Below are 15,134 nucleotides of genomic sequence, written 5' to 3' on the forward strand. Positions count from 1 at the left end.
TGGAGTGCGAATTTGCAAAAAAGTGCCGTTATTCTTTTTCTTCCACAAAACAAGCGCGTAAACGTCGATTGGTCAACAGCCAGATTAACGCCACAATATCCGCGATAACCAGCGCCAGACCGATACCGCTGACGGATTCACCATTTAGCCACAGCCACGGTTGCCAACAAAGCAAACCGAGCTGCGCCAACAGCAACAGAAAATAGAGCACGTGCCAGATACGGGGAAACGTATCCCGCCGACCACTCAGTAAGAATGCCAGCACCGCCGGAATGCCCGGTATCAACCCCAGCCAGAAATTATCGTGATCGGGATAAAACAGATTCAGCAGCGCAGTGCCCTGCTCGCGCGACGCACCGGCAATGACAAACAGCACCCAGGTTCGCGCCTGAAGCAATAGCACAAACCAGAAGAGGAAGGGTAAACGCAGGCGTCCGTGCACATCATAATGGACAGGATGAAACTCAGTACTCTTCATCTTCAATCAAACGCTTACCCAGACTCAGCACATCGGCGTGTTCATATCCCAGGCGTTCGTACATTCCGAGTACCATATCGTTGTCTTCCGGTACATTGATCTGAATTTTCGGACAGCCGCGAGCAATAAGCTTTTTCTCCAGCCGATTAAGCAATGCATTGGCAATTCCACGCCCGCGAAACTCCGGATGTACGCCAAGATAATAAGCAGACCCGCGATGCCCGTCATAACCGCCCATCACCGTTCCCACTACTTCGCCGTTAACTTCCGCGACCAGGAACAAACTGACGTCATGGTTCATCTTGCGCTCGATGTCCATTTCCGGATCGTTCCACGGACGCAGCAAGTCGCAACGCTCCCAAAGGGTGATGACCTCTTCGAAATCTGCCTGGCGAAATACGCGTATCTCCATGGTATGAGTTACCTTTTTGGGGGTTAAAAGGGTGATTATGGCGTGAACGACCGAATTAGCCAATATCTGACGAAAATCGGTTGAAAAAGTGGCATAATGACGCGTTGTCATTTATTGAAATGAAAAGTAAAACAATTCTCACCAGCAAACCGTCGTAACGGATTACGCGATACGATATAACATCTGGAACTTTATTATTACAACTCAGGCCGTATGAGCACTTTTAAACCACTAAAAACACTCACTTCGCGCCGCCAGGTGCTGAAAGCCGGATTGGCTGCCCTGACGTTGTCAGGAATGTCGCAAGCCATCGCCAAAGAAGAGCCTTTAAAAACCAGTAACGGACACAGTAAGCCGAAAGCCAAAAAAGCCGGAGGCAAACGGGTAGTCGTTCTCGATCCAGGTCACGGCGGGATTGATACCGGTGCGATTGGTCGCAACGGATCAAAAGAAAAACACGTGGTGCTGGCAATCGCCAAAAATGTCCGTTCTATTTTGCGCAATCATGGCATTGATGCGCGTTTAACGCGTTCTGGCGATACATTTATTCCACTGTACGATCGCGTTGAAATCGCCCATAAGCATGGCGCAGATCTGTTTATGTCAATTCACGCCGACGGCTTCACCAACCCGAAAGCCGCGGGGGCATCGGTCTTTGCCCTCTCCAACCGTGGCGCGAGTAGTGCGATGGCAAAATATTTGTCGGAACGCGAAAACCGCGCTGATGAAGTCGCCGGGAAAAAAGCGACTGACAGGGATCATCTATTGCAGCAAGTGCTGTTTGATCTGGTGCAAACAGATACCATTAAAAACAGCCTGACGCTTGGCTCGCATATTCTGAAGAAGATTAAACCAGTGCATAAGCTGCACAGCCGCAACACCGAACAAGCCGCGTTTGTGGTGTTGAAATCACCGTCGATTCCTTCGGTGCTGGTGGAAACCTCATTTATCACCAACCCGGAAGAAGAGCGACTGTTAGGCACGGCGGCGTTTCGTCAGAAAATCGCCTCTGCCATTGCCGAAGGCGTGATCAGTTATTTCCATTGGTTTGACAACCAGAAAGCACACTCGAAAAAACGGTAAGTTATGAAGCCCGACGCACACCAGGTTAAACAGTTCCTGCTCAACCTTCAGGATACAATTTGCCAGCAACTGAGCGCCGTAGATGGCACACAGTTTGCCGAAGATAGCTGGCAGCGCGAAGCTGGTGGCGGCGGGCGTAGCCGGGTGTTGCGTAATGGTGGTGTTTTCGAACAGGCGGGCGTCAACTTTTCTCACGTCCACGGCGACGCGATGCCCGCTTCTGCCACTGCTCATCGCCCGGAACTTGCCGGGCGCAGTTTCGAGGCGATGGGTGTATCGCTGGTAGTGCATCCGCATAATCCGTATGTTCCCACCAGCCACGCCAATGTGCGCTTTTTTATTGCCGAAAAACCGGGTGTCGATCCCGTCTGGTGGTTTGGCGGTGGTTTTGACTTAACCCCTTTCTATGGCTTTGAAGAAGACGCCATTCACTGGCACCGCACCGCCCGCGACCTGTGCCTGCCATTTGGCGAAGATGTTTATCCACGCTACAAAAAGTGGTGCGACGAATACTTCTACCTTAAACATCGCAATGAACAGCGCGGCATTGGCGGGCTGTTCTTTGATGACCTGAACACGCCAGACTTCGACCACTGCTTCGCCTTTATGCAGGCGGTAGGCAAAGGTTACGCCGACGCATACTTGCCGATTGTTGAGCGACGTAAAGCAATGGCATATGGCGAGCGCGAGCGCAATTTCCAGCTCTACCGTCGCGGTCGTTATGTCGAATTCAACCTGGTCTGGGATCGCGGTACGCTGTTTGGCTTACAAACCGGCGGGCGCACCGAATCAATCCTGATGTCAATGCCGCCACTGGTACGCTGGGAGTACGATTATCAACCGGAAGAAGGCAGCCCGGAAGCGGCGTTGAGTAAATTTATTCAGGTCAGGGATTGGGTGTAATTTCATCACCCTAACTCCTGCATCCGCTGATGCAGCGTCAGTGATGGCTTCTCGGCAAACAGTTGCTGATAATCCGTCGCAAATTGCCCAAGATGCCAGAATCCCCACTGCATGGCGGCGTCTTTTACCGTCAGACTTTGCGACCACGGACTTATCAGCTCGCGGCGCACGGCGTTCAGGCGAATGCGTTTCAGCCACGCGTTCGGGCCAATGCCCAAAATAGCGTGAAATGCGTTTTGTAAGGTGCGGCGACTGACGTGCAGTTGATTGCACAAGTCCAGCACCGTTACCGGTTCGGACATATTCTCCAGCACATATTCGCGGGCGCGGGAAAGCAATCGTCGATAGCCCTGATGGCTGATGCTTTCCGCCGTCACCATTGGCTGCGCTTCTTCCAGCATCACTCCCATCGCCAACAACAAGTTATCGCCAAGCACTTTACGCACAGCGGATTGATGTAAGTTCTCCGGATTCTCGCAAAACGTCGCCAGCGCCTGTTGAACAAAGCCCCACAGTGCGGCTTTATGCTGCTCCTTCACTTCCAGCGCCGACTGATTACGCAACATATGCAGCACCCTTTCCGGGTTATGCAGAAAGTTTGCGTGACGGGAAATGACATCTTCCGAGATCACCACGCCAAGAATGGTGTAATCGTCCGGCGTACTTAATTCAAACTCAGTGCCGCCGGGCCGCGTGGCTATTTCTGCGCTTCCCAGACATTGCGAACCGATAAATCCCTGTTCACCGCGCGTCGCCGGAATACCAAACCAGAATGAGTTCGGCCAGACCAGACACGACTGGCGCAGCGCCAGACCGGTGTATTCACGGAAAACCTGAATATCATCAAGCAGGATTTCCGTAAATTCACCATGAAACTTTCCCGGATGCAGTTGATCATAAATCTGCTGCCAGGCGGTAATTGTCAAAGCATGTTCATAGACATCTGTTGTCTGTTGTTGATGAACATTATCCACTTCAACCTTCGGCGTGAGCCTCAGATTTTCGGGTAAGGGTTCATGATAAAGATGGTGCAAGTTGGTTGTACGGGTCTTTTTCATGATGTTAATGCCGGGTGTTATATGACACCCGGCACCTCCGACAGGTTAATGGGGCTTGAGACGATAACGACTACTGCGTTTACGTAACGTCCCGGCAGAAAAGAGCTGTTCGAGCGCATTTCTGGCTTTTTCCAGCGGCCAGCCAAAGTGGGCGGCAACTTCTCCGACCGTCATTCCCTGACGTACTGATGTTAACAACGCCAACAACTCGTCGGCAGATTCCGTGACGATCGCTGGCGCGCCAGGTTGCTTTAGCTGTCGGTTAAAGCCAGCAACCAGCCACTGGGTGTCATCATCAGGTCGACCAATTTCCTTGCGGCTGATAACTCGCCCGGTACGCATTGCGGCGGCATAACCGGCATCCAGCGCCGCACGACACGCCGCCAGATCGCCTTCCACCACCAGCGTTAAGCGACCGGGGTCAAGCACTTCATGACTGAGCAGACGCACGTTTGCCGCTTTCAGCATGGCATCTGCCGCATCGATTGCGGCGACCATGCCGTCAACTTCCAACAAACCCAGTGCATTGTTCATCGGCAACCTCCGTTACGCACGTTGGATTGGATTACGCGCGATTTCCAGCACTGCATCAGTAAAGGCGTTACAGGCCGCTTTACACGCTGCCTGGCTACCGGTCAAAAATGCCGCTGAATAGTTGGTTTCTGACGGTGGCGGAACATAAGTCACCAGTTGCACATCAGCAGATTTCAACGCAGCATCAATGCCGTAGGTCGCTTCCAGCGGCGGTGCCACCAGATACGCCATCGGATCACCGAGCGTAATGCCTGCAGTGGAAGAGAGATAAGAACCGGTACGCGAAACCACATGAGCGAGGAATGCCGTATCTTGCTTATCGTTCGCCCACTGGAACGCCGCGCCGTTTTCAATATGCGCGACCATCGCATCCAGACCGGCACGCACTTCCGCCGGGTTTGGCCCGCCGAGCATAATCAATACTTCACCGGCAGTCGGTGACGGGCCGTGCGCCGCGCCGGCATACAGCGAGCGACCATACACCACTTCAACCATCGCCTGTTTTGTCGCTTCATCAGCCGCAATGTAGGTGACATCATCAGAATCGGCGGAAATCAGCCCGAGGCTACGAATATGCGGCGGCAATTTCAGTTCACGCGCAAAATCAGCGTTAACGGAGGCAATCACCCGCATGGCAGTGACCGACGGTCGAATCAAATCTAAAGCTGGCATGATGCCTCCTTATCGGGTCATGTTGATGCCGGATGCTTTCTGCTCCAGCATACGTTTCGCCAAATCCACAATGACGGCTGCGGCTTCAACCGGCGGCGTGCCACCCTGGTGAATGTTAGAGATACAGGTGCGATCGGCCTCCACGGTAGTTGCCATACGCGGTGAGTAAACGGCGTAACAGGAGAGGCTCTCTGACTGCCCTAACCCCGGACGTTCGCCCACCAGCAGGATCACCACTTTCGCGCCAAGAAGCTCGCCAATCTGGTCTTCAATTTTCACGCGACCATAACGCACAAAAAACGGCGTGCCGACTTTCAGCCCCGCATGTTGCAAGCCCGCCATCAGCGGCGGCAGAATTTCTTCGTAGTTCACAGTGATGGCATCCGTAGACAGACCATCGGAGACAACGACCTGCACGTCAGGATTGGCGACACATTGCGCTTTCAAAGCCTCGACGGCTTCCGCACACAGACGACGTCCCAGATCCGGGCGCGTCAGATAAAGGTTTTTGTCGCTAATTTCAGAACGTACTTCCAGCAGCCCCTGCGCTTTCACCCACTCTTCCGGCACCTCTTTCAGCACCGTATCTTTAGAGCGCGAGTGGTCGGCCAGGAAACGCAACAGCGCCTGGGTACGCGGACGCGGACCGGCACGACCGGTACAGACGCGGGCCACGGTGCTGCGGCGCAGTTCGGTTAATACGTCTGCGCGATGCGGATTTTCAACGCCAATCCACGCCTTCGCTTCAGCAGAACCTAAATCCAGCACGCAGCTTTCCGAGGTCACCGGTGTTGCACAGGTTGTGGTGGCGCATTTTGCTTCTGACGGCGCGGCGGCCGCTTGTCCCATTGACGCCATCACGCTGCGTACAATTTCTTCAATCTGTTTTTGATCCATGATGTGTTATCTCCGCGTCATCAGAAGAACAGTGACGGATCGCCCGCCCGTTTGGTCAGGCGACCGTTTGCCATAATGCCCATGCTTTCCAGCCAGCGTTCAAACTCCGGTGACGGACGCAGATTCAGTAACTGACGCACAGTAGCGGTGTCATGGAACGCCGTGGTCTGGTAGTTGAGCATGATGTCGTCACCCAGTGGCATCCCCATGATGTAGTTGCAGCCTGCGGTAGCGAGCAGGATCATCAGGTTTTCGTTGAGGTTCTGGTCAGCGTCAGCGTGGTTGGTGTAGCAGCAGTCACAGCCCATAGAAATGCCGCTCAGCTTGCCCATAAAGTGATCTTCTAAGCCCGCACGGATAATCTGCCGGTCGTTGTAGAGATACTCCGGCCCAATAAAACCGACCACGGTGTTGACGATAAACGGATCGTAATGACGCGCCAGCCCGTAGTTACGCGCTTCCATCGTCACCTGATCTGCACCGAAGTTGGCACCAGCGGAGAGTGCAGAACCTTGTCCGGTTTCGAAGTAGAGGCAGTTTTCCCCGGCGATACGGTTGAACTCTGCGCCCACTGCGCGGGCTTCGTCCAGCATTGCCAGTTCCACGCCGAACTCTTTCAGCCCTTTCTCGCTGCCACAAATACTCTGGAAAATCAGCCCGCCCGGTGCGCCGCGACGAATCGCTTCAATCTGGGTGGTGACGTGCGCCAGCACGCAGCCCTGAGTCGGAATGTTGAATTTGTCGATCACCCCGTAGATGGTGTCCAGCACGCGGCTTAAGTTTTCCACATCGTCCGTCACCGGGTTGACGCCGATCACCGCATCGCCTACCCCGAAGGAAAGCCCTTCATAGATTTGCGCGGCGATACTTTGTACGTCATCACGGGTATCGTTTGGCTGCAAACGGGCGCTGAAAGTGCCTGGAATACCGATGGTGGTATTGGCCTTTTTGATAATCGGCATTTTCTTTGCGCCGTAGATCAGATCCGCGTTAGAGCAAATCTTCGCCACTGCCGCGACCACTTCCGAGGTCAGCCCTTTACGGGTAAAGGCAATATCATCAACGCTGGTTTCGTCGCTCAGGACGTACTCACGCAGCTCGCTGATGCTCCAGTTTTTAATCTGGTTGTAGGCCGTTTCGTTAACGTCATCCTGAATCAGCCGCGTCACGCAGTCTTCTTCATAGGCAATCACCGGGTTATTGCGGATATCCGCCACGGTCATTTCCGACAACACCTGCTTTGCCGCTACCCGCTCCTGCGAGCTTGTTGCCGCAACCCCCGCCAGCACATCCCCCGAACGCAGTTCGTTGGCCTTCGCCAGCACCTCTTTTACATCCTTGAATTGATAAACATTGCCAAACAATGTGGTCTTTAGTTTCATAAGTCGTTCCCTCAGGAAGGAAATGCGAGTGATTTCACCGTCACCGGCACAACCGATCCGCCAAAAAGAGGCGTACCAATGTCGATATAGTCCCCCGCGCGAACAATCACTTCGTCAATGACTGCCAACGGGAGTTGTTGTAGCTGTGGGCGCAACAACATGCCCAGAGCTTTACCAAAGTCCTGCCCGGCCACCACCAGCAGGGGATGCGGATTCGGAAAACGCGCGACGAAATCGACCAGCGCGTTGATGACCGTCAGTACCGCGGCGTAACGCACGGGAAGCCCGGCGGGAAGCGCCAGCACGTACGCGTCAGAGTTGGGATCAAGATCGAGCTGAATCAGCGCCTGTTGCCAGCCATTCACCAGATCCGTTTCATCAATCGGGATCGCCACCGGCAAATTGCGCAGCGGCAGTTGCACGCCCTCCAGCCAGATAGTGCTGCCAGAGAGCGAAAGGGTATGCGCACCCGCGCCAATCACCGTGGCGCGCACGGTTTGCGCCGGAAACTGCACGCGCATCTCACGCAGGCGCGGATGGTCATGCAGCGCTGTTGCCAGCAGCGGCCCAATATCGGCAAAACAGAACGGGTCAGCGGGCTGATGGCGATAACATTCGCCCACGCCGCCAGAAAGAGTAATGATTTCGGGCGTAACGCCTGCGGGCAGCAAACCGGTTTGCATCAATGCCTGCGCGAGCGGCGAGAGCGTTCCTTCAATCACTTCGACAATCAGTTCCGCCATCCGCCGGGTAACCTGCACCAACTGCGCACCGGTCAGTAAACGGGCGTCAGTGCCTGTGCCGAAGCACTCATCCACAATCATCTGCCCCGGTTTATGAGCGTAAATCACGCGCCCCTGGCAGTCGGTTTCCAGCAGCCGACCGCCGACGTTGAGGCAGGCAGTTCCACTGATTTTTCCGGCATCGAACAGGGCGTAGTTCGCCGTGCCGCCACCGATATCGATATTCAGCACCCGACATAACCGTTGTTCAGAGAGGGTTTGCGCTCCGGCACCGTGCCCGGCAATCACCGATTCGAGATGCGGTCCGGCACTGGCGACGACAAAATCGCCCAGCGATTGAGAGAGCGTCATCACCGCCGGACGGGCATTGCGGGTTTTCGCGCTTTCGCCGGTGATAATAATGGCACCGGAATCGACGCTCTCCGGTGCAATGCCCGCAGCCTGATATTGCTCAAGGATTAAAGTTTTCAGTTCCGCTTCTTTTAATCCACCCTGTTTGTCGACAGGGGTAAAGAACACCGGGCTTTGCCAGCTAATTTCGCGTTTGATGAATTCGTAACGCGGCACCTGCGACACTGCCGCACGGTTAACCAGTTCCAGGTGGGAGAAGATCACCTGGGTGGTGGTGGTGCCGATATCGATACCGACGCTCAGTAGCTGGCGAGTGTTCACGATTGCGCCTCCGCTTCGGTTTTAGCCGTGGTCGCATCTTCTTTTGGCACCAGCATCATCGCCACGCCAATCGCCGTAACACCGCCGATCAGCTTGCCGACAATCATCGGGAAGATCATGGCGTTCATGTTGGCAGCGGCGAAACCTAAGTGGTCGCCCAGGGCAAAGGCAGCGGAAACGGCGAAGGCACAGTTGATCACTTTGCCGCGGGTATCCATCTGCTTCATCATGCCGAACATCGGGATATTGTTGGCAAGCGTCGCCACCATACCCGCCGCCGCAATATTGTTCATATTCAGTAGATTACCGACACTCATCAGCGGTTTTTCAAACCAGCGGGTCAGCAGCAGCACCATCGGGTACGCCCCCAACAGAACGCAGGAAATCGATCCGATCACTTCAATGGCGCGCATCACTTCGCCGGGTTTGTCGCCAAGAGACATAAAGATGGGATCAAGACCGGGGATCAGTTCCCAGCCAAGCAGGAATTTCACCACCGCAGCGGCAAGACCGATGGTGATTAATGCCACGAGAAATTTGGCGAAGATCTGGAAACCGTTGATCATTTTTTCCGGGATGAATTTCAGCCCCAGCGCCACCAGAATCGCGACAATGATCACTGGGATCATATTCATCAGGATCAGCGCGAAGGTAAATTCCACCGGCTGGCCGTTGATCTGCACACCGGAATACATCGCCACCAGACCACCGGCGATACAACCAATCGGAATGGTCACAATACCGGCCAGCACGCCGAGTGCGAGATAACGGCGGTCAGACGGTTCGATGATGCCAAGCGCCACCGGAATGGAAAACACAATCGTTGGCCCCATCATCGACCCGAGAATTAACCCAGAGTATAGCCACGCTGCCACATCGCCGCCCGCCAGTTCTTTGGCGAGGAAGAAGCCGCCCATATCGCACGCCAGCAGTGTTCCGGCGAACATTGACGGGTTTGCGCCGAGCATTTCGTAAACCGGGATGATTACCGGCCCAAGTACGTGTGCCAGTACAGGCGCAAGCGCGGTCATACCGACCATCGCCAGACCCAGAGCGCCCATTGCCATAAAGCCTTCTTCAAACTGGCCGCCCGATCCCTCAATGCTTTTACCGAATTTACCGAGGAAACGCGCTGAACCGCCGAACTGCGACAGAACCCTGTCTACGGCAGCTATCAGCATAAAGAACATCATGATGTACATGATGATTTCATTAATTCCCATCGCCTTTACTCCCTGTTAGTTATTATTTATTGGCGGATGCGGCGTGAACGCCTTATCCGCCCTGCATGTGCAATCCTGCAGGCCGGATAAGACGCGACAAGCGTCGCATCCGGCACTTGTACCACGTCACTGGCGGATGCGGCGTGAACGCCTTATCCGCCCTGCATGTGCAATCCTGTAGGCCGGATAAGACGCGACAAGCGTCGCATCCGGCACTTGTACCACGCCACTGGCGGATGCGGCGTGAAGCCTTATCCACCCTGCATGTGCAATCCTGTAGGCCGGATAAGACGCGACAAGCGTCGCATCCGGCACTTACACCACGCCACTGGCGGATGCGGCGTGAACGCCTTATCCGCCCTACATATGCAATCCTGTAGGCCGGATAAGACGCGACAAGCGTCGCATCCGGCATCTGCACCGCGCCACTGGCGGATGCGGCGTGAACGCCTTATCCGCCCTGCATGTGCAATCCTGTAGGCCGGATAAGATGCGACAAGCGTCGCATCCGGCATCTGCGCCGCGCCACTGGCGGATGCGGCGTGAACGCCTTATCCGCCCTGCATGTGCAATCCTGTAGGCCGGATAAGACGCGACAAGCGTCGCATCCGGCACTTGCACCACGCCACTGGCGGATGCGGCGTGAACGCCTTATCCGCCCTACATATGCAATCCTGTAGGCCGGATAAGACGCGACAAGCGTCGCATCCGGCATCTGCACCGCGCCACTGGCGGATGCGGCGTGAACGCCTTATCCGCCCTACATGTGCAATCCTGTAGGCCGGATAAGACGCGACAAGCGTCGCATCCGGCACTTGTACCACGCCACTGGCGGATGCGGCGTGAACGCCTTATCCGCCCTGCATGTGCAATCCTGTAGGCCGGATAAGACGCGACAAGCGTCGCATCCGGCGTTTATTGCGCCGCTGCGTACAGGCTGACAATCTGCTCCAGGCTGGCGGTACGCGGGTTGCTACGCAGACAAATATCTTCCTGCGCGGCCTGCGCCCATGCATCGTAATGCGCAGATGTCGCACCAACATCGCCCAGCCGTTTACCAATCCCAACTTCCACAATCAGCTCACTTACCGCGTTAATAGCGTCACGATCGTCCGATTTTTTAGTTCGCAGCGCCCGACCAACCTGGCTAAAGCGTTCACGACAAACCATTCGGTTAAACTCCATCACCGTTGGCAGCAACATGGCGTTCGCCAGACCGTGCGGAATATGCAGCGCCGCACCCGACTGATGCGCCATCGCGTGACACAACCCAAGCCCCGCGCTGGAAAACGCCATTCCGGCCATACATGAAGCCAGCAACATGCTCTCGCGCGCAGCAAGGTCATGCCCGTAGCCCACCGCTTTCGGCAACGATTTACCGATCATCGCGATTGCGCCAATCGCCAGACTGTCGGTAAACGGTGTGGCGTTCAGCGCGCTGTACGCTTCAATGGCATGAGTTAACGCGTCGATACCGGTCATCGCCGTGACATGCGACGGCACGCCTTCGGTCAGCGCGGCGTCGAGAATGGCAACATCCGGCATCAGCGAAGCATGTGCTAATACCTGCTTGCGCCCGCTCACTGCGTCGATAATCACCGTCACGTTAGTGGTTTCAGAGCCGGTTCCGGCAGTCGTTGGAATGGCAATCAGCGGCAGGCGTGATTGCAGAACGCTGTTTTCTGACATCCCGGCCAGTGTGCTATCGGGGTTCGTCACCAGCAACGCAACGGCTTTCGCCGCATCCAGCACCGAGCCACCGCCAAACGCGATCACCCCATCACAACCCGATTCACGCAGTTGCGCCACAGCCGCACAAACGTCAGTAATACACGGTTCGCCCACCGGACACGGCCAGAGCGTGATGGCAATTCCTTTGACGGCCAGACTACGCATAAGGCCAGCGGTCATCCCCGCCTGATGTAAAAAGCTGTCTGCCATTACAAACAGATGTTTCAGGCCACGGGTTTGCGCTTGTTGTCCACAACCGCTCACCGCGCCCAGACCGCTGAGCGTCACTGGCGGAACGCTAAATGTTTTTACCCGTTGCAGATTCAGGGTATCGAATGCCTGAAAGAGCGCCGTTTGCAATTCATTTTGCATAGATCCCCTCCGCTTTCTCTCGCCCGCTACTGGCTATCGCCAGCGGGGTCATAAACAAACTGTGCTGCGGTAAATGCACCTGTAATGCCGGGAATTGTTTGCGAAACAGTTCCGCCACGCCCGGTTGCATACAGGAACCACCTGCCAGCCATAAATCAGTAATGCTCTGCCCTGCGATATGTCGGGCGACAATGTCCGCCATTTTTTCGTATACCGGCTTCACCGCAGGCCAAATTTCTTTGCCGTGACCGCGCTTGTAATGCTCCGCCTCTTCCAGCGGAATGCGACGATTTCCGGCGAGGGTCAGAGAGATATGATGTCCGCCAGTCGCTTCATCTGCCGAGTAAGTCACTTTGCCCTGTTTCACAATGGCAATACCGGTGGTGCCACCGCCGATATCCACTACGCCAGCGTTGTCCAGTTGCAGCAGGTCTGCCACCACCGTTGGCTCATCCAGCACATGACTCACTTCCAGTCCGGCAGATTCCAGCACGTTGATGGAAATACGCGCATCCGTCCCCGGGGGAAATGACGTCGCCGCATGACTAAAACGGCGACCCAATTGCTGCTCAAGGGTGTCAAGATGGCGACGAACAATGGTGACTGCGCCGAAGAAATCCCAGACGATGCCGTCGCGGACCACATCGGCCCAGTCGAGGCATACCGCCACCGGCTGACCGTCGCGGTCGACGACCATTGACACCACATCGCAGGTGCCCAGATCCACCCCCAACCACAGCGGAGATTCCGTCGCCGCTGGCGTCTGGTTACACAACGTTGCCGCTGTTTGCAGACGTGGGGTGAGCCATTGTTCGTCGTGCGCCATCTGTTACTCCTTAAACAATGCGAAACGCATCGACTAATACACAGCGGCGCAGACGAACAAACGTCCGCGCGCTGGTTACCCCTTCACCGGTTGGCGTGGTGATGGTCATCGTGATCCAGCCTTCTCCGCCCAGCCCCAGCCCGGCAATGCACGACCCGTTCTTGACGAAAATGCTGGTATCAATGGCGTTTGCCATCTGGTTCATGTTGTCGATATTGCGCGAGTGCATTGCCGCCGTGTGGTGGCAACCACCTTCCAGTTTCACCGCCAGCGCAATGGCATCAGCCACGTTGGTGACGCGCACGACAGGCAACACCGGCATCATCAGCTCGGTAACGGCAAAGGGATGTTCTGCAGTGGTTTCCACAAACAGCAAACGCGTTTCTTGCGGGACGTTCAGGCCAATTGCTGCCGCGATTTTCGCCGCGTCACGACCTACCCAGTCACGGCTGACGGTGCCTTTTCCGCGCTCGTCGATATTTTTCAGCAACACAGATTGCAGTTGCTGTGCCTGCTCTGCGGTCAGTTTCACCGCGTGCTGGCCTTCCATCAGGCGCATCAGTTCATCGGCTACGCTATCAACGACAATCAGTACCTTTTCATCGGCACAAATGATGTTGTTATCGAAAGAAGCGCCTTTGACGATGGACTGCGCGGCACGGGCGAGGTCGGCGGTTTCATCCACCACCACCGGCGGATTACCGGCACCTGCGGCAATCAGGCGTTTATTGGTGTGTTTGCGCGCCGCTTCCACTACCGCTTCGCCACCTGTCACCACCAAAAGGCCAATGCCCGGAAACCTGAACAAGCGTTGCGCGGTTTCGATATCCGGATTTGCCACGGTAACCAGTAAATTTTCTGGCCCGCCTGCGGCGACAATCGCCTGGTTGAGTAACGTAATCGCCCGCTGAGAGACTTTTTTCGCCGCCGGATGTGGGGCGAAAATGACGCTGTTGCCCGCGGCGATCAGGCTGATGGCGTTATTAATTACAGTTGCCGCCGGATTGGTTGACGGTGTCACCGAAGCCACCACGCCCCAGGGTGCGTTTTCAATCAAGGTCAGGCCGTTATCACCGGTCAGCACCTGCGGAGAAAGGCATTCAACACCCGGCGTACCGCGCGCCTGAGCGACGTTTTTGGCAAATTTATCTTCAACGCGACCCATGCCGGTTTCACTAACGGCAAGTTCCGCTAAATCTCTGGCGTGCTTTTCGCCTGCTTCACGAATAGCAGCAATGGCTAACTGGCGCATCGCCACACTTTTTAACTCAGGTTGCGCCACTTTAGCAGCCGCAACGGCGTCATCCAGGGAAGCAAAAACGCCCATCTCATGAACGGCGGCGGGCGGTGTATCACTGCTTTGCATTTTCAGCAGCACCGCTTTCACCACCTGTTCAATATCCTGTTGATTCATGATGTTCTGCCTTATTTGTGGAAAATGACCTGACCGCCAGACACCACCTCATCGACAATGCCAATCACGCACAAGTCGACCGGCGACGTTTCGCTTTTATGCGCCTGGCGGGCGGAACTGCCACTCACCAGCAACACCCACTCTCCGGTTCCTGCGCCAATATTGTCGATAGCGACGGCACACTGCCCATCGGGATTTCCCTGTGGATCAATCATTTCCACCATCAGCAATTTGTCATGCGCCAGTCCGTGGTGGCGCACGGTGCAAACAATTTGCCCAGTGACGACAGCCAGTTTCATACCCGCCTCCGTGGCGTATTTCAGGTAAAAGCTCCCCCTACCCTCCGCAGAAGGTAAAATGAACAAGGAGAGAGCGTGACGCCCGAATCGACGTCACACAGGGTGATTACAGGTTGCTGCTGTCGCCTTTCAGGCCGATCGGAAAGACTTCTTCCAGGTCGCCGTGCGGACGCGGGATAACGTGTACGGATACCAGCTCGCCAATACGCTGTGCCGCTGCGGCACCGGCATCGGTCGCGGCTTTACAGGCAGCAACATCACCACGAACCATTGCAGTCACCAGACCGCCACCAATCTGCTTAACACCAACCAGTTTGACGCGCGCGGCTTTCACCATCGCATCAGAAGCCTCAATCAGTGCAACCAGGCCCCGGGTTTCGATCATTCCTAATGCTTCCATTGTGTTTTCCTCTTTATAGGGGTCCAGAACGGGAC

16 protein-coding genes are annotated in these 15,134 nt (G+C 55.5%); 2 read left to right on the top strand and 14 right to left on the bottom strand.

Features of this window, described 5'->3' with window-relative positions; translation table 11 throughout:
* Positions 1-28: 28 nt before the first annotated feature.
* Entirely contained in the window at positions 29-478 is a 450-nt protein-coding gene (locus tag A9587_RS01275; RefSeq protein ID WP_105263365.1) for a DUF2919 domain-containing protein, read from the bottom strand.
* Positions 465-890, bottom strand: a complete 426-nt coding sequence (locus tag A9587_RS01280; protein ID WP_000405994.1) for a GNAT family acetyltransferase — start codon at positions 888-890, stop codon at positions 465-467. The genes A9587_RS01275 and A9587_RS01280 overlap by 14 nt, the downstream gene beginning before the upstream one ends.
* 213 nt (positions 891-1,103) lie before the next feature.
* Here A9587_RS01280 and amiA point away from each other — a divergent pair, with 213 nt between their 5' ends.
* Both amiA and hemF read left to right on the top strand, forming a co-directional pair.
* Complete coding sequence (amiA, locus tag A9587_RS01285) at positions 1,104-1,973, top strand: N-acetylmuramoyl-L-alanine amidase AmiA (RefSeq protein ID WP_000102900.1); 870 nt, start codon at positions 1,104-1,106, stop codon at positions 1,971-1,973.
* A 3-nt stretch (positions 1,974-1,976) separates the two neighbouring features.
* Positions 1,977-2,876 (top strand): oxygen-dependent coproporphyrinogen oxidase, encoded by a 900-nt coding sequence (gene hemF, locus A9587_RS01290; RefSeq protein ID WP_016262236.1) that lies wholly within the window; start codon positions 1,977-1,979, stop codon positions 2,874-2,876.
* A gap of 5 nt (positions 2,877-2,881) precedes the next feature.
* Here hemF and eutR read toward each other — a convergent pair whose 3' ends face one another.
* The 12 genes from eutR to eutM form a co-directional block, all read right to left on the bottom strand.
* On the bottom strand, positions 2,882-3,934 hold the full coding sequence (gene eutR, locus A9587_RS01295; protein ID WP_105263366.1) for an HTH-type transcriptional regulator EutR: 1,053 nt from the start codon (positions 3,932-3,934) through the stop codon (positions 2,882-2,884).
* A gap of 45 nt (positions 3,935-3,979) precedes the next feature.
* On the bottom strand, positions 3,980-4,468 hold the full coding sequence (gene eutK / locus A9587_RS01300) for an ethanolamine utilization microcompartment protein EutK (RefSeq protein ID WP_001516840.1): 489 nt from the start codon (positions 4,466-4,468) through the stop codon (positions 3,980-3,982).
* A 12-nt stretch (positions 4,469-4,480) separates the two neighbouring features.
* Positions 4,481-5,140 (bottom strand): ethanolamine utilization microcompartment protein EutL, encoded by a 660-nt coding sequence (gene eutL, locus A9587_RS01305; RefSeq protein ID WP_001111029.1) that lies wholly within the window; start codon positions 5,138-5,140, stop codon positions 4,481-4,483.
* Positions 5,141-5,149: 9 nt separating this feature from the next.
* Positions 5,150-6,037, bottom strand: coding sequence for an ethanolamine ammonia-lyase subunit beta (gene eutC / locus A9587_RS01310; protein ID WP_016249048.1), 888 nt, complete (start codon positions 6,035-6,037; stop codon positions 5,150-5,152).
* Positions 6,038-6,057: 20 nt separating this feature from the next.
* Positions 6,058-7,419 (bottom strand): ethanolamine ammonia-lyase subunit alpha, encoded by a 1,362-nt coding sequence (gene eutB / locus A9587_RS01315; protein ID WP_001516843.1) that lies wholly within the window; start codon positions 7,417-7,419, stop codon positions 6,058-6,060.
* Positions 7,420-7,430: 11 nt separating this feature from the next.
* Positions 7,431-8,834, bottom strand: a complete 1,404-nt coding sequence (gene eutA / locus A9587_RS01320) for an ethanolamine ammonia-lyase reactivating factor EutA (protein WP_001097493.1) — start codon at positions 8,832-8,834, stop codon at positions 7,431-7,433.
* Positions 8,831-10,057 carry an ethanolamine utilization protein EutH gene (eutH, locus tag A9587_RS01325; RefSeq protein ID WP_105263367.1) on the bottom strand — a complete coding sequence of 409 codons (1,227 nt, stop codon included), beginning with the start codon at positions 10,055-10,057 and terminating at the stop codon, positions 8,831-8,833. Before eutH ends, eutA begins: the two co-directional genes overlap by 4 nt.
* A gap of 915 nt (positions 10,058-10,972) precedes the next feature.
* Positions 10,973-12,160: an ethanolamine utilization ethanol dehydrogenase EutG gene (gene eutG / locus A9587_RS01330; protein ID WP_001516845.1), complete on the bottom strand. Its 1,188-nt coding sequence runs from the start codon at positions 12,158-12,160 to the stop codon at positions 10,973-10,975.
* On the bottom strand, positions 12,150-12,986 hold the full coding sequence (gene eutJ, locus A9587_RS01335) for an ethanolamine utilization protein EutJ (RefSeq protein ID WP_105263368.1): 837 nt from the start codon (positions 12,984-12,986) through the stop codon (positions 12,150-12,152). Before eutJ ends, eutG begins: the two co-directional genes overlap by 11 nt.
* 10 nt (positions 12,987-12,996) lie before the next feature.
* On the bottom strand, positions 12,997-14,400 hold the full coding sequence (locus A9587_RS01340) for an aldehyde dehydrogenase family protein (protein ID WP_105263369.1): 1,404 nt from the start codon (positions 14,398-14,400) through the stop codon (positions 12,997-12,999).
* Between the two features lie 11 nt (positions 14,401-14,411).
* The gene (gene eutN, locus A9587_RS01345) at positions 14,412-14,699 is read right to left on the bottom strand and encodes an ethanolamine utilization microcompartment protein EutN (RefSeq protein WP_000762196.1); all 288 of its coding nucleotides are present in this window, start codon (positions 14,697-14,699) and stop codon (positions 14,412-14,414) included.
* 106 nt (positions 14,700-14,805) lie between these two features.
* Positions 14,806-15,099, bottom strand: a complete 294-nt coding sequence (gene eutM / locus A9587_RS01350) for an ethanolamine utilization microcompartment protein EutM (protein WP_000387719.1) — start codon at positions 15,097-15,099, stop codon at positions 14,806-14,808.
* Positions 15,100-15,134: the final 35 nt, after the last annotated feature.

The sequence above is a fragment of the Escherichia sp. MOD1-EC6162 genome (assembly GCF_002965125.1).
In the GTDB taxonomy this organism is placed as follows: Bacteria; Pseudomonadota; Gammaproteobacteria; order Enterobacterales; family Enterobacteriaceae; genus Escherichia; species Escherichia marmotae.

Coding starts and splice junctions, on each gene's coding strand:
- A9587_RS01275 (WP_105263365.1), bottom strand. CDS start 478: ATGAAGAGTACTGAGTTTCATCCTGTCCATTATGATGTGCACGGACGC.
- A9587_RS01280 (WP_000405994.1), bottom strand. CDS start 890: ATGGAGATACGCGTATTTCGCCAGGCAGATTTCGAAGAGGTCATCACC.
- amiA (WP_000102900.1), top strand. CDS start 1,104: ATGAGCACTTTTAAACCACTAAAAACACTCACTTCGCGCCGCCAGGTG.
- hemF (WP_016262236.1), top strand. CDS start 1,977: ATGAAGCCCGACGCACACCAGGTTAAACAGTTCCTGCTCAACCTTCAG.
- eutR (WP_105263366.1), bottom strand. CDS start 3,934: ATGAAAAAGACCCGTACAACCAACTTGCACCATCTTTATCATGAACCC.
- eutK (WP_001516840.1), bottom strand. CDS start 4,468: ATGAACAATGCACTGGGTTTGTTGGAAGTTGACGGCATGGTCGCCGCA.
- eutL (WP_001111029.1), bottom strand. CDS start 5,140: ATGCCAGCTTTAGATTTGATTCGACCGTCGGTCACTGCCATGCGGGTG.
- eutC (WP_016249048.1), bottom strand. CDS start 6,037: ATGGATCAAAAACAGATTGAAGAAATTGTACGCAGCGTGATGGCGTCA.
- eutB (WP_001516843.1), bottom strand. CDS start 7,419: ATGAAACTAAAGACCACATTGTTTGGCAATGTTTATCAATTCAAGGAT.
- eutH (WP_105263367.1), bottom strand. CDS start 10,057: ATGGGAATTAATGAAATCATCATGTACATCATGATGTTCTTTATGCTG.
- eutG (WP_001516845.1), bottom strand. CDS start 12,160: ATGCAAAATGAATTGCAAACGGCGCTCTTTCAGGCATTCGATACCCTG.
- eutJ (WP_105263368.1), bottom strand. CDS start 12,986: ATGGCGCACGACGAACAATGGCTCACCCCACGTCTGCAAACAGCGGCA.
- A9587_RS01340 (WP_105263369.1), bottom strand. CDS start 14,400: ATGAATCAACAGGATATTGAACAGGTGGTGAAAGCGGTGCTGCTGAAA.
- eutN (WP_000762196.1), bottom strand. CDS start 14,699: ATGAAACTGGCTGTCGTCACTGGGCAAATTGTTTGCACCGTGCGCCAC.
- eutM (WP_000387719.1), bottom strand. CDS start 15,099: ATGGAAGCATTAGGAATGATCGAAACCCGGGGCCTGGTTGCACTGATT.